General features: G+C 49.0%; 14 protein-coding genes. 1 reads left to right on the top strand and 13 read right to left on the bottom strand.

The window, feature by feature from the left end:
• Window positions 1–11: 11 nt before the first annotated feature.
• Window positions 12–230, bottom strand: a complete 219-nt coding sequence (locus tag ABXS75_16195) for a cation transporter (protein XCP84574.1) — start codon at window positions 228–230, stop codon at window positions 12–14.
• A gap of 233 nt (window positions 231–463) precedes the next feature.
• Here ABXS75_16195 and ABXS75_16200 point away from each other — a divergent pair, with 233 nt between their 5' ends.
• Window positions 464–883, top strand: a complete 420-nt coding sequence (locus ABXS75_16200; protein XCP84575.1) for a hypothetical protein — start codon at window positions 464–466, stop codon at window positions 881–883.
• Window positions 884–986: 103 nt separating this feature from the next.
• Here the strand turns inward: ABXS75_16200 and ABXS75_16205 are convergent, their stop codons facing one another.
• From ABXS75_16205 to ABXS75_16260, 12 genes are all read right to left on the bottom strand, one after another.
• On the bottom strand, window positions 987–3,110 hold the full coding sequence (locus tag ABXS75_16205) for a complex I subunit 5 family protein (GenBank protein XCP84576.1): 2,124 nt from the start codon (window positions 3,108–3,110) through the stop codon (window positions 987–989).
• 15 nt (window positions 3,111–3,125) lie between these two features.
• Complete coding sequence (locus tag ABXS75_16210; protein XCP84577.1) at window positions 3,126–4,601, bottom strand: proton-conducting transporter membrane subunit; 1,476 nt, start codon at window positions 4,599–4,601, stop codon at window positions 3,126–3,128.
• Between the two features lie 15 nt (window positions 4,602–4,616).
• Window positions 4,617–6,146: a proton-conducting transporter membrane subunit gene (locus tag ABXS75_16215; protein ID XCP84578.1), complete on the bottom strand. Its 1,530-nt coding sequence runs from the start codon at window positions 6,144–6,146 to the stop codon at window positions 4,617–4,619.
• Window positions 6,147–6,158: 12 nt separating this feature from the next.
• Window positions 6,159–7,682 carry a proton-conducting transporter membrane subunit gene (locus ABXS75_16220; protein XCP84579.1) on the bottom strand — a complete coding sequence of 508 codons (1,524 nt, stop codon included), beginning with the start codon at window positions 7,680–7,682 and terminating at the stop codon, window positions 6,159–6,161.
• Complete coding sequence (locus ABXS75_16225; GenBank protein XCP84580.1) at window positions 7,683–8,060, bottom strand: cation:proton antiporter subunit C; 378 nt, start codon at window positions 8,058–8,060, stop codon at window positions 7,683–7,685.
• Window position 8,061: 1 nt separating this feature from the next.
• Window positions 8,062–9,024, bottom strand: coding sequence for a hydrogen gas-evolving membrane-bound hydrogenase subunit E (mbhE, locus tag ABXS75_16230; protein ID XCP84581.1), 963 nt, complete (start codon window positions 9,022–9,024; stop codon window positions 8,062–8,064).
• Window positions 9,017–9,286, bottom strand: a complete 270-nt coding sequence (locus tag ABXS75_16235) for a hydrogenase subunit MbhD domain-containing protein (protein ID XCP84582.1) — start codon at window positions 9,284–9,286, stop codon at window positions 9,017–9,019. The genes mbhE and ABXS75_16235 overlap by 8 nt, the downstream gene beginning before the upstream one ends.
• Before the next feature lie 3 nt (window positions 9,287–9,289).
• Window positions 9,290–9,778, bottom strand: a complete 489-nt coding sequence (locus ABXS75_16240; GenBank protein ID XCP84583.1) for a monovalent cation/H(+) antiporter subunit G — start codon at window positions 9,776–9,778, stop codon at window positions 9,290–9,292.
• On the bottom strand, window positions 9,765–10,097 hold the full coding sequence (locus tag ABXS75_16245) for a monovalent cation/H+ antiporter complex subunit F (GenBank protein XCP84584.1): 333 nt from the start codon (window positions 10,095–10,097) through the stop codon (window positions 9,765–9,767). The genes ABXS75_16240 and ABXS75_16245 overlap by 14 nt, the downstream gene beginning before the upstream one ends.
• A gap of 11 nt (window positions 10,098–10,108) precedes the next feature.
• Window positions 10,109–10,570: a Na+/H+ antiporter subunit E gene (locus tag ABXS75_16250; GenBank protein XCP84585.1), complete on the bottom strand. Its 462-nt coding sequence runs from the start codon at window positions 10,568–10,570 to the stop codon at window positions 10,109–10,111.
• Between the two features lie 207 nt (window positions 10,571–10,777).
• Window positions 10,778–11,956 carry a phosphoribosylaminoimidazolecarboxamide formyltransferase gene (locus ABXS75_16255; GenBank protein ID XCP84586.1) on the bottom strand — a complete coding sequence of 393 codons (1,179 nt, stop codon included), beginning with the start codon at window positions 11,954–11,956 and terminating at the stop codon, window positions 10,778–10,780.
• 31 nt (window positions 11,957–11,987) lie between these two features.
• A complete protein-coding gene (locus tag ABXS75_16260; GenBank protein ID XCP84587.1) occupies window positions 11,988–12,701 on the bottom strand; it encodes an IMP cyclohydrolase in 714 nt (237 codons plus the stop codon).
• Between the last annotated feature and the right edge of the window lie 82 nt (window positions 12,702–12,783).

Genomic DNA, 12,783 nt, shown 5'->3' on the forward strand with positions numbered 1-12,783 from the left:
GTACTTGCTCATTACATCTGGATCTGGCAATCCGGCTCCACCTTCTTGCAGACCCTTACTACTTCCTGCATGATCTCGTCAAATCTGGCGTCGTCGGCTTCAATCGTCATCTTCTGCATCATGAAGCTCACATTCGCGTCGGTCACACCATCTATTTTCTTGATGGCATTCTCCATCTTTGCAGCGCAGTTCGCACAGTCTAAATCTACCAGTTTGAATTTTTTCTTCATTTGAATGTCCTCCTGATTGTGATAAGTAATTTTTGTTTTTGAACATATGAGCAACCGTTCATGTGTTCATAATAATACTATCAATTCAATTAGTCAATAAGATACGTGCTTTTTTTGCATTTCTTTTTGCCCTGCCTGATACAGAATTCTATACTGTCTTGAAAAACAGGCCGTTTCACGATATACTTTATCTTAATAAAACGGAGAATTACAAATGATGGGGGTGGAATTATATGAGTTGGAAGGATCAGTGCCTTGCGGCGCTCAGCGAGGCAAAGCTATTTGAAAATTCAGAACACAGAACACGTTTTAAAGAATTGATGGACTGCTATTCCGGCCAGCCTTTTTTCACAAAGGGGCTGTGTAAATGCATGTACCTCTCGGCCTGGGACGATGAGCATTTTTTCATCATGCTGGAAACGTTAAGTAACATGAGCCTCGGCAAGGAGCAGAATACCGGAGAGATGCGGGTGATTGGGGACGCGCTGGCCGAGGAACAGGTGACGGACGAATATTACGTATATATGCTTTCCATTGCATTTCTGGACAATATTCCTTATCCGGTTCCGGATGCGGCAGATATAAGGCCGGAGACGGTTTACATTATCCAGCAGGCATTAAAGGCGGCGGCAGTCATTGATGCATTGATCTAAAAGGACCGAGATGAACGTCCACCAGACGTTCACTCAGGTATGCTTGGCAAATAAAAATAGCTCTGTCGGAAGTAATCTCCTTACTTCCGCAGAGTTATTTTCTTTACCACCATATAATATAGACAAGCGTCAGACAAAGTCCAATACAGAACAGCAAAAGTCCGAATGACAGACTCCTCTGAATAATCATATTACTTTCCTTGATAATCTCATTATGCATCGCCGCAATATGCACATAATCCTTGTGGGAAGGCTTTTTCCGTCCCCAGGTCAGATTCCGGATCATTTGTAGGAAATTCAGCACCTTTCCCAGCGCCTCGGTAAACACATTTCCCTCCGTCCGCTCATATGGCAGCGGACTGTCGCGGTATATACTTTTTCGAAGCGCCACCACGATCCAGTCCACCAGGCTATCCACGATTCTACATACAATTCCAAATACCAACGGCAGAACCGTAAGAAGAAGCGGCCGGTAAATCAAATTTTCCAGATCCAGCCAGACCGGCCATGCATCAATATAACTGCGCCTGCCGTCCTCTCCCTTTTTCATCAGCAGCGGGCGAATGATTCCCATATACACTGCCCCGCCAATCACGATGGAAATGAGCGCGCCTGAAAGGTTCTTAAGGCTGAAATAAGACACTACATGCTCACTTTCATTTAACTGGAAGATTCCCTGGCTAAGCTCTGCCGCCCGGTCCATGATTCCGTGGGGAAACAGTCCCCACACCAGAAGAACAGCCGCCGCGCCGGATAGCGAGGTGGTGCTCGCTTTATTCATGTAAACGGTCTGCCCGTCGTACTCCTCCTGCAGGGCCTCGTCCTCATTTTCTTCCACAAATACAGCTACAAAAAGTTTCGTCATATAGGCCAGGGTCAGTCCTCCCGAGATCAGGAACACATACTCAATCGCCCGGATCACCCAGCCGCCGCCGTATGTTGCGATACTCTCATGGATCAGCGTCTTACTGATATATCCTCCGAAAAGCGGAATTCCGGCAATCGCCAGCGCTCCGACCAGAAAGATTCCTTTCAGAAGCGGTTTCTTTCTTCCGTATCCGCGAATCCGGTTCAAATTCAGCGCATGCGCATTCATAAAGATCACTCCGGCCGCCATGAACAGCACCAGCTTGATCAGGGAATGATTCACCATATGAAGCAGGCTTCCGTGCACGGCCATTTCATACCCTTCCCGGAATTTAAGCGCCATTTCGCCTTCAGACGCCGCCATCTGACTTCCAAGCATTCCCTGCATGCCAAGTCCGACCAGGATAAATCCGACCTGCGACATGGAAGAACACGCCAGCGTCCGTTTTAAGTCTACCGAAAATACGGCCAAAAGTGCGCCGCCGAACATAGTCAGCACGCCAATTACCAGAACCAGACGTCCCCATGCGCCATCGTACTGGAAAATACTTGCCGAAATCACCAGGATTCCGAAAAGTCCCGTCTTCGTCAAAATACCGGAAAGCAGCGCCGACGCAGGAGCCGGTGCCACCGGGTGAGCCTTCGGCAGCCAGATATGAAGCGGAACCGCGCCTGCCTTTGCTCCAAAGCCCACGAAAAGACAGGCTCCCGCCGCATACAGAACCCTTTTGTTTTCACACCCGGCCGCGGCCGAAAGTAATTCTGTCATCGTCAGGGTTCCCAGCTCATGATACAGAAGGAATAAGCCCATCAGCATCACCAGCCCCCCTATGACCGCGACCGCCAGATACGTTTCCGCAGCCTTAAGGGACGGCTCATTTTCCTCCTGCGCCACCCACACATAGGAAGTAAACGACATAATCTCAAAGAAAATAAAGGTCGTAAACAAATCTGCCGACAGGAAGACTCCCATCACCGCTCCCAAAGTCCAGAGCAGGAACAGATAAAACCGGTCTTTATTCTTATGATGCAAAAAATATTCTCCGGACAGAACGGTCGTCATCGTCCACATCAGGCCCGCGATCAATCCGTAGATCACCCGGAATCCGTCCAGTGTAAATGTCATTCCAAAACCGCAGATTTCCGGAATCTCAAGGCTCATATACAGGCCGTCCTCCGAAGGCCCCGCTCCGCTAAGCGCCAGAACTGCCAGGATCAGCATCAGGACAAACTCACTGACTGCCACAAAATCCGCCAGATACTCTCTATATTTCTCCTGTTTCCTCCCGACAGCATAGACGAGGAGTCCTCCGATAAACGGATAGAATACAAGCACTGCTAAAAGTAAACTCTCTTTCATTTTGCCCCTCCTCCCCTATTTCAGAACTGCCACGACCTGATCCAGCATACCGAGCACCGGACCGGAATGCAGGCCGAATACAAACATCAGAACAACAAATATTACCAGCGGGAGCAGCATCAGCCAGTTCGGATCTTCAACCCCGCGCGAGGCGGTGTAATCGAAGTCTTTCCCCGGGAAAAACGCCCGCACGGAAATCGTCATCATATAAATTGCCGTCAAAAGTGCCGAGATCAGAAGTGCGCCGACTCCCACATACGCCAGAGGGTTGCCGCTTTCTGCGGCCGCCTTTGCCAGATTCCATTTGCTGACGAATCCGCAGAGCCCCGGCACTCCCATCAGCGCCAGGCCGGAGATCGTGAAGATCAGGAATACCTTCGGCATACGCCTTCCCAGTCCGTCCAGCTCATGAACATAATGCTTCCCGGCCTTGTACATGATCGCGCCGGCACAGAAGAAGGAGCAGATCTTCATCACCGCATGGAACAGCATGTGGCTTAAAGCCCCTTTAAGCCCCAACGGAGTCATGATCACCACGCCGAACAAAATGTAAGACAGATTGCTCACCGTCGACCACGCCAGCCTTCGTTTGATGTGCGTCTCCTTGAGCGCCCGGCTGCAGCCATATACGATCGTAATGATCACCAGCGTCATCACCAGGTACTGCGCCCAGGTTCCCCTAAGGATCTCGGTCCCAAAACTGTAATAGGTGACCCGCATCACGGTGAACGCGCCGGTCTTCACCACTGCGACCGCATGCAGAAGAGCCGTCACCGGAGTGGGCGCCACGCCTGCCTTGGGAAGCCAGGAAGAAAACGGCCACATCGCGGTTTTCACACTGAATCCACAGAAACAAAGTACATATATTAATAAAATCACATTCATCTTATCGCCGATTCTGGCCAGATCAAACACGCCGCCCGGCACAAAATCAAGCGTTGTTCCGTAGATCAAGACAAAGATCATTCCGATAAAGGCGAAGGCCGCGCCGCCTATCATATAGTAAAAATAGGTCCGGCTCGCCAGAATCGCCTCACGGCTTAAGGTATGCATGATGAGCGGCAGCGTCACAAGACTCAGCATCTCAAAGAAGAAATACATCGTCAGGATATCCTCTGCCAAAGCAATACCAAGTGTTACTCCAAACGTAATCGTATAGAACATAAAGAAATATTTCTCATGCCCTTCGTGCTTCATATATTCAAAGGCGTAGAGCGTCGCGAGGGGCCAAAGCACGGAGACCATTCCCGCGAACACCGAGCCCAATCCATCGAGCTTAAAGCTGACACTTAGATTTCCGGTGAACCGAAACAGGGTAAACGCCTCCTGCGGACGATTCATCAGCATCGCAAAGACCAAAATGGAGTTAAGAAGCACCATAATTTCTATATAAATCGTCATGTGTCTTCTGTTCCTGAACGGGATCAGGGGAACAAGCACGCCCGACAGCATCGGCAGGAGAACCACGATCATCATAATCATTGCATTCATCTTATCTCCCCCTTTCTACATACAGGCGGAAGCAATCTGCTCCGCATATCTAAGAAGAGCGCCCGGCAGAATTCCCAGAACTACCGCTAAAACGGCCAACACTGCGATCGGAAGTAACATCAGAAGAGGCGGTTCCTTCTTCCCTTCCACAGTCACTGCCTTCTCACCCGGGAAAAAGCCGTGCATCGTGATCGGAAGCAGATAACCCGCCGTCAAAAGTGCGCTCACCAAAAGAACGGCAGGCCCGAACCAGCCAAACGTCCCCACGCCCGCCTCCAGAGCGCCCTTTGCCAAATACCACTTACTCACAAAACCGCTCGCCGGCGGAATTCCAATCAGCGCCAGGGACGAGAAGGTATAACACCACAAAAGAACCGGCATCTGTTTTCCAATCCCCGCCAGCTCGTCGGCACGCCGACATTTACATTTTACCAGAAATACGCCGGCAATCAGGAACAGGCTGCATTTGATAAACGCATGAAATACCGTGTGCAGGATCGCGCCCGTCATCGCCGTCTGAGTCATAAGCGCCAGACCGAACAGGATATAGGATACCTGGCTCACGGTGGAATACGCCAGCCGTTTCTTGAGCACCGGCTCCCGGTACGCCAAAAGCGAACCCATGAACACAGTCAAAAGGGTCAAAACGATCCATGCAGTCTGTACCCAGGTACCGCGCAAAAACTCTGTTCCTACCATATAGTAGACCGTCCGGATCACAGACAGCACTCCGGCTTTTACGATCACGCCGGAAAGCACTGCTGACGCCGGAGACGGTGCCACAGGGTGTGCCGCCGGAAGCCAGGCGTGCAGGGGGAACATACCCGCCTTCGCGCCAAATCCGATCAGCATACAGAAGATGGCAATCAGCAGGATCCCCTTATTTTCCTGGGCAAGATACGGATTTAAACTCCCTCCCGGAAGGAAGTTGAGCGTACTGCAATAGCGGTACAAAAAGAAAATACCGAATAAGCCCATATATGCGCCGCACATCGAATAAAACAAATACTTAAGTCCCGCCATGATGGCTTCCCTGGAACCGTTGTGCAGGACCAGCGGCATTGATGTCAGAGTGAGCAGCTCGTAAAACAGGTACATCGTCACCAGATTTCCGGAAAAATCCAGCCCAATGAGGACCGAATAGACCAGGAGATAAAATCCAAAAAAACGTTTTTCTTCGCCCTCATGCTTCATATACTCAAAAGAATAAAAACCAGCCGCCACCCAGACGATACTTACCATTGTCACGAACAGCCTTCCCAGCTTATCTATGTTAAAATAGACCGGGACCTTCTCCATCAGGTAAAATAAAACCAGCTCTCTCTCACCGCTCCACGCCGCAGCGATGCCGAGCGCCGCGGTGACCACCAAAACGACTCCCACCAGAATGTGCAGCGTCCGCAGGTCACCTTCTTCTATTATTTGCACCGGTGCATGCTCCTTGATTCTCTTCGTCATTCTCAGATGTGTGAGGAACGAAGACACCAAAAGCGCGATTCCGACGACTGCCGGCAAAAGCATCGGCAATATGATCCATCTATCCATGAAATCTTCCTCCTATGCAAACATCTCAAGCCCATTTTGAATCAACCGGATCAGCGGTTCCGAGCTAAGTCCCAGGGCCAGGTTCAATATGATAAAAAGTATCAGCGCCACCGATTTAAACGGCTGCTGCCCCATCGTTATTTCGCAGAATTCCTCCGGCTTACGGCTCATTTTTTCCGTAGATACATACCGGATCGGCGTGTAAAGACGGATCACCGTTTTGATGAAGTAGAACGCATTGAGCACCGTACTGATGGCAAGAGCGATTAAAGTCGGCAGCATCTTATGTGTACTTCCCACCGCCGCCTGCGCGAAGAGCAGCTTGGAAATGAACCCGGAAAACATCGGGAATCCCACCATGGAGAGGGAGCCGACGGTAAACGCCACCCCGGCCAGCTTATTCCGGTACCCGCTTCCGGTCAGATCGAAGAATCTGGTGCTCTTTGCAGACGCATCAGTAATCCCGGACGCCGCCACGAACAGCAAAGACTTGGTCGCCGCGTGGGAGATCACATGATAAATGCTGGCGATCACGCCCGCAGCCGTTCCCAAGCCAAATCCCATATAAATATATCCGATCTGGGCCACAGAGGAATACGCGATCATTCTCCTGATATTGTTCTCCTTGATCGCGTTGACGGAACCCATGATCATGCCCGCCACGCCAAATGCGAACAATACATTGATGACCTTGCTGTCTCTTACGATGTCAAATCCGATCACCCGGAAGAAAATCTTGATGAGCAGGAAAATATATCCCTTTGACACCAGAGAGGACAGGATCGCCGCAGAGGATAAGGTCGAATATCCATAAGCGTCCGGAAGCCACGCGTGGAAGGGATACAGCGCACTCTTGATGGCAAGTCCCACCGACATCAGCCCCAGAGAGACCATCAGCGGAATGTGGTAACTGCCCGTGTCGTGAAGCACCCGCACGGCTTCCTGGATATTGCTCATGAGAAGATGCCCGGTCAGATCATATAAAAAGCAGATGCCCAGAAGCAAAAGTCCCGACCCAAGAAGGCTCATGATCATATAACGTGTCGCCGCCTCAATGGTACGCCCGTTCTGCCGGATCATAATCAGTCCACATGCGGAAATCGTATTGATTTCCACGAATACATAGGCTGTGAATAAGTCGTTAGTATAAATAAGCGCCAGCAGAGAACTGAGCAGAAGATTTACCATAATATAGTAAAGATTCTGTTTGGTGTCTTCTATCTCCGCCTCCCTCTCCTTTTGACCGCCAATCATACTGAGGAGCATGATCACGCAGAAAAACAGAGCCATAAATGCTTCCAGAGGACCCACCCGAATCTCATTTCCCCAGGGCGCCGGAAAATGGCCCATGGTATAAATATACTCCTGACCGGTTCCCAGCACATAGACCAGCACTGCCGCAGACATGGCTCCGATCACGGAGATGACCGCCGCATTAAGAAGCCTCGCCTTCTTTCCACTTAGCACCGAGGAGAGCGGACCCGAAAAAAGGGACAGGATAATGGAAATAAAGGGAAAATTCTGCACAAAATCCATTTACAATCCCTCCTTCTTAAGCCGCGTGGTAATCTCATCCAGATCCAGAGTATGATATCTCCGATACAGACGGATCGTAAGAGAAAGCATAAGCGCCGTCACCGACACCGACACCACAATACCGGTCAGTACAAGACCGCTGGGGATCGGGTTGATATAGGCCTCAACGCTTCGAACCCCGTCCACCACGATAGGTGCCTTCCGCCCGGCAATATAGCCTTTCAATGCAAGAAACAAATAAGTTGCTGTGTCCATAATATTAAGTCCTATAATCTTCTTAATCAGGTTCTTTTGCAGAAGAAGATTGGAGAATCCGATACCAAAAAGAATCATGGCCACAGCCTCTTCATAATTATTCAGCAAATTTGCAAGATTCATTCTAGTATCCTCCTTTCCTGAAAATAGCATAAAATGTATACATCGTTCCGGCTACCACCACACCGACGCAGATGTTCAGAATCAGGATCAGGCCGCTGCTCAAAATGGCTCCCGGCGTTCCCAGTGGGATCATACTCTCGATATGATTGGCTCCGGTATAGAACGAATAGCTCTTTGCCAGCGCATAGCACGCCAGCGCACAAAAGCTCATTCTCTTGTAAATCTTCTCGGTAAAGAACCGCTCCGTCTTTGCAAATCCAAACGCATTCAGATACAGGATCAGTCCCGCACCGATCACCGCACCCCCGGAGAAGCCTCCCCCCGGTCCTAAGTGCCCGCATAAGATCACATAAATTCCAAAAATAAAAATCGGCGGAACCAGGATTCTTGCAACCGTCTGCAGGATAATGTCGTTCTTCGGCTCATGTATCCGGTCATTCGCTTCCATATAATCCTTGCTGTTTTTCTTATCGATCCGAAGCAGGATCAGGACCGTGCAGGTCGCAATGAACAACACATGTGATTCGCCCAGCGTATCAAAGGCCCTGTAATCCAGAATCATACCGGTCACAATATTGACGGCTCCCGTTTCCTCCAGACCGTCCTCAATGTAGCGCCCGGCCACCTCATTATTTACCGGCCTTTCGGCGGCTCCCAGCGTCGGCAGATTGGACACTGCAATGAGCAGCATCAGGACCAGGCTGACGCAGAATATCACGCTGAACACCCGGTAAATTCTCTGGAAAATCCGCATTTCCGCATTGTGTTCCAGATCGTAGACCTTCTCCAGCCGCTGTTCCTTCTCCCTGCTGCGCTGCCGCGCCTTCTCCGGGTCCTCCACAAATTCCTCCTGCGGCTTCATTTCCACCGTGTCGAGGAAGGGGTCCTTCGTTCCGTCAAGCCATTGTTTCAAACGAAAGGATTTCGTTTTCTCATACTGCTCTTTGGACAATTTCCTACTCATGACTCTCCCCCTCCTCTTCCTCATTTTTCATGATCGCATGGATCTTCTTGAGGGTCACAAAAAACAACACAGAGGTCACTCCGGCGCCCACCGCAGCCTCTGTGATTGCCAGATCCGGTGACTCCAGAAGAATCCAGATGATCGACATGATCAAACTATAAGACATAAAAATCAAAATGGAATTCAACAGATTTTTGGAAAGACTCACCGACACGGCGCAAACTACCAGAAATCCTAACAATATACAGGTAAAAAACTGCATCGTCTACGCCTCCTCCTTTTCAAACTGCCCGACTTGCTCTTCCTGCCGGGCGCTCTCTCGCATATCCATTTCCTGCTCTTCCCGCCAGGCGCTCTCTCGCAGGCTCATCTCCTGCTCTTTTCTCTCAGCGTCTCTTTCTTCTCTTAGTTCCTGCTCGAGATCATCAAGCATCACCATTCGATAATGCTTTTCCCTCTCTTCGTCTGTCGTCGCCTCAAGACGGGCGATCAGATGAGACGATGCCGGGGAAGAGAACCACAGGAACACGACCACCAGAAATAATTTCAGCGATGTAAAATTGAATCCGCTCATGATAATAAGCCCCATAAGAGAGAACCCGATTCCCAGAGTATCCCCCATGGCTGCCGCATGCATACGGTTCAGCACATATTTAAACCGAAACACGCCGATCATTTCTATGGCAAATATGGCAAGACCGCAAAGCAGAAGAAATGCGCCTGCCAGAAAACGAACCCACTCAATTACTGCCATTCTTTTTCTCCTCCTCTTCCTTCTTCTCCAAGTACACTCCCATGTATACCTTCGTCAGCACGATAACTGCAAGAAAACTGATCATCGCATAGATCAGACAGATATCCACCAGATACCCTTCCTCCAGCATAAGCGCCAGAATCGCAATGATGACCATGACCATCGTTCCCATCATGTTGACGGACACAATGCGGTCCGCAATCCTCGGCCCGATGATCGCACGAATCAGGCAGAGCACCACCATGACCGCAAGAAAAACCAGCGCTCCCACAAATATTCCGTGATACAGCATTTCCAGTCTCGGAATTCCTCTTCCCATATTTTCGCCTCCTAATCCTCTTCCAATTCCTTAATCTTCTTTACGAACACCGAATCCGCCATTCCCTCTGCCAGACTCTCATCAAGACAGTGGACCACATACTGCGAATCCTTGAGAAGCACGGTGATTGTCCCCGGCGTCAGGGTAATCGCATTGGCCAAAAGAGCCTGTCCCGCCGGCGTCTTCATATCGGATTCAAAACTGACCAGTGTAGGTTCGATCTCTTCTTTTTCAGAAAGGATCATATGAATCACCGCAGCATTAGCTTTTACAATCTCAATCACAAGAACCACGATATACTTCAAAAACTGAAAAGTCTTCTTCAGATTGTGTTTCTCCTTCTCAACACTATAATCCATAAATTTACAGGTAAACGCAAAAATGACTCCTGCAATAATAAGGCCAAAAATACAAATCTCCAAAGTGAAATTTCCATTAAAAATAATCCATAGTAAAAAGTATAGAAGATACATGATTCATTCCTCCATTTTCTCCAAAGTTTTTACCCACAAAGCCAATATCCGGAATTCTTCCTTCCATAGCGCCTGGTTTCTTTAAAAAAATCGGTTATATTGTAACTCTTTCTTTTTATAAAGTCCAGCATTAAAAGAAAAAAATACCCCTTGGGTCCTGTGATACCAGTTCCCAAAGGGTATTCTGCACTTCTATTCAAATTTCTATTAGTGGTGGAACAGTCTGAGCCCTGTAAATGCCATCGCCATTCCATATTTGTTGCAGGTCGCAATTACATTGTCATCTCTCACGGATCCGCCCGGCTGAGCCACATATTTAACACCACTCTTATGTGCACGCTCAATGTTATCTCCAAACGGGAAGAATGCATCTGAGCCCAGTGCTACGTCCGTCATCTGATCCAGCCATTCTCTCTTTTCTTCTCTTGTAAATACGTCCGGTTTAACCGTGAAAATGTTCTCCCAGGCGCCGTCTGCCAAAACGTCCATATACTCATCACCGATGTAGAGATCGATCGCATTATCCCGGTCCGCTCTTCTGATGCCCTCTTTAAATGGAAGATTTAGAACCTTCGGGCACTGTCTCAGCCACCAGTTATCTGCCTTCTGACCAGCCAGACGTGTACAGTGGATTCTGGACTGCTGGCCTGCACCGATACCGATCGCCTGTCCACCCTTCACATAGCATACAGAGTTGGACTGCGTATATTTCAGCGTGATCATAGAAATCGCCAAATCAATCTTCGCCGACTCCGGAAGCTCTTTATTCTCCGTAACCACATTTGCAAAGAATTCATCGTTAATCACCAGCTCATTTCTTCCCTGCTCGAAGGTGATTCCGAATACATCTTTATGCTCGGTCGGCGCCGGTACATAATTCGGATCGATCTCGATCACATTGTAATTCCCGTTTTTCTTCTGCTTCAGGATCTCGAGTGCTTCCGGCTCATATCCCGGAGCGATCACGCCGTCAGAGACCTCCCGTTTGATCAGTCTTGCGGTATCCACGTCGCAGACATCAGACAGGGAGATAAAATCACCAAAGGAAGACATTCTGTCTGCACCTCTCGCACGTGCATATGCACTTGCAAGCGGAGAAAGCTCACCGAGATCGTCCACCCAGTAAATCTTAGCCAATGTCTCAGTAAGCGGAAGCCCTACTGCCGCTCCTGCCGGTGATACATGCTTGAAGGACGTCGCTGCCGGAAGCCCGGTCGCCTTCTTTAGCTCCTTCACAAGCTGCCAGCCATTGAAAGCATCAAGGAAATTGATGTATCCCGGACGTCCACAGAGAACCTTGATCGGAAGCTCGCTTCCATCTTTCATATATATGCGGGACGGCTTCTGGTTCGGGTTACAACCGTACTTTAATTCTAATTCGTTCATAATATTCTGCACCTCATTTTCCAAAAATTGATTATTGATTCTTATTCACGATGCGGCTCTCATATTTTCCGGTCGCAATATCAATGTATCTGACGAACAAAGATACCTTGTTATCAGCATTTAAGCTATTCCAAAGTTTCTCAGTAAACTCGTTCATGTCGTCTGGAATACTGATCAGTTTCGGTTCGCCCTCAAAACTCGGAAGCGGATTCCCATCGCACATATAAGTATGAATGAAATGCCCCTCGCCTGCTGCCGGATTCTCGTACGCAAAGGTATAGCGGTTGCAGCTTTCCGGATTTCCATTGTTACTCTTTAAAATAGACATTGCATAGTTATATTTTCCGTTTTCAATATGCATGATGCCGGAAATACGAGGCGTATAGTTCGGTCCGTCCGGCTCGAACTCACGACTTCTAAGGGACTGCTCAAACGTCAGCTGCTTGTCCATTCCTTCATAGATCGTGTCGGTCTGATCGCCATTTGTAACGATCGTCTTGTTGCCAAGTACCCGCACCGGGGCGTAAATAATAAGGCTCGGGTCCGTCAGCTTGGACTCATCAAATGCCTGTGTACGGATTCCTTCTCCTTCTTCCACAAAAATACGGTTACGGCTGTTCTCGCTTCTTCCCATAATGAAATAAGCGGTCACTGCCTTACTTCCGTCGGCTGACTTGCCGATGATGATTCCTCTTCCCGGATAAGAATTGTTCTGCAGTTCTTTTTCAATACATAACATTTCCATGCCTGATTCTCCTTCTAAATATGTAATAAGGGTATTTAAAAAATTTAACAATACGATTATAACCCGAACATAGGTCAGATTT

Origin of the sequence: Roseburia hominis, assembly GCA_040702975.1 — a bacterium.
In the GTDB taxonomy this organism is placed as follows: Bacteria; Bacillota; Clostridia; order Lachnospirales; family Lachnospiraceae; genus Allocoprococcus; species Allocoprococcus hominis_A.

Coding starts and splice junctions, on each gene's coding strand:
- ABXS75_16240 (XCP84583.1), bottom strand. CDS start 9,778: ATGGCAGTAATTGAGTGGGTTCGTTTTCTGGCAGGCGCATTTCTTCTG.
- ABXS75_16250 (XCP84585.1), bottom strand. CDS start 10,570: ATGTATCTTCTATACTTTTTACTATGGATTATTTTTAATGGAAATTTC.
- ABXS75_16260 (XCP84587.1), bottom strand. CDS start 12,701: ATGGAAATGTTATGTATTGAAAAAGAACTGCAGAACAATTCTTATCCG.
- ABXS75_16235 (XCP84582.1), bottom strand. CDS start 9,286: ATGCAGTTTTTTACCTGTATATTGTTAGGATTTCTGGTAGTTTGCGCC.
- ABXS75_16220 (XCP84579.1), bottom strand. CDS start 7,682: ATGGATTTTGTGCAGAATTTTCCCTTTATTTCCATTATCCTGTCCCTT.
- ABXS75_16245 (XCP84584.1), bottom strand. CDS start 10,097: ATGGGAAGAGGAATTCCGAGACTGGAAATGCTGTATCACGGAATATTT.
- ABXS75_16205 (XCP84576.1), bottom strand. CDS start 3,110: ATGAAAGAGAGTTTACTTTTAGCAGTGCTTGTATTCTATCCGTTTATC.
- mbhE (XCP84581.1), bottom strand. CDS start 9,024: ATGAGTAGGAAATTGTCCAAAGAGCAGTATGAGAAAACGAAATCCTTT.
- ABXS75_16215 (XCP84578.1), bottom strand. CDS start 6,146: ATGGATAGATGGATCATATTGCCGATGCTTTTGCCGGCAGTCGTCGGA.
- ABXS75_16210 (XCP84577.1), bottom strand. CDS start 4,601: ATGAATGCAATGATTATGATGATCGTGGTTCTCCTGCCGATGCTGTCG.
- ABXS75_16195 (XCP84574.1), bottom strand. CDS start 230: ATGAAGAAAAAATTCAAACTGGTAGATTTAGACTGTGCGAACTGCGCT.
- ABXS75_16255 (XCP84586.1), bottom strand. CDS start 11,956: ATGAACGAATTAGAATTAAAGTACGGTTGTAACCCGAACCAGAAGCCG.
- ABXS75_16200 (XCP84575.1), top strand. CDS start 464: ATGAGTTGGAAGGATCAGTGCCTTGCGGCGCTCAGCGAGGCAAAGCTA.
- ABXS75_16225 (XCP84580.1), bottom strand. CDS start 8,060: ATGAATCTTGCAAATTTGCTGAATAATTATGAAGAGGCTGTGGCCATG.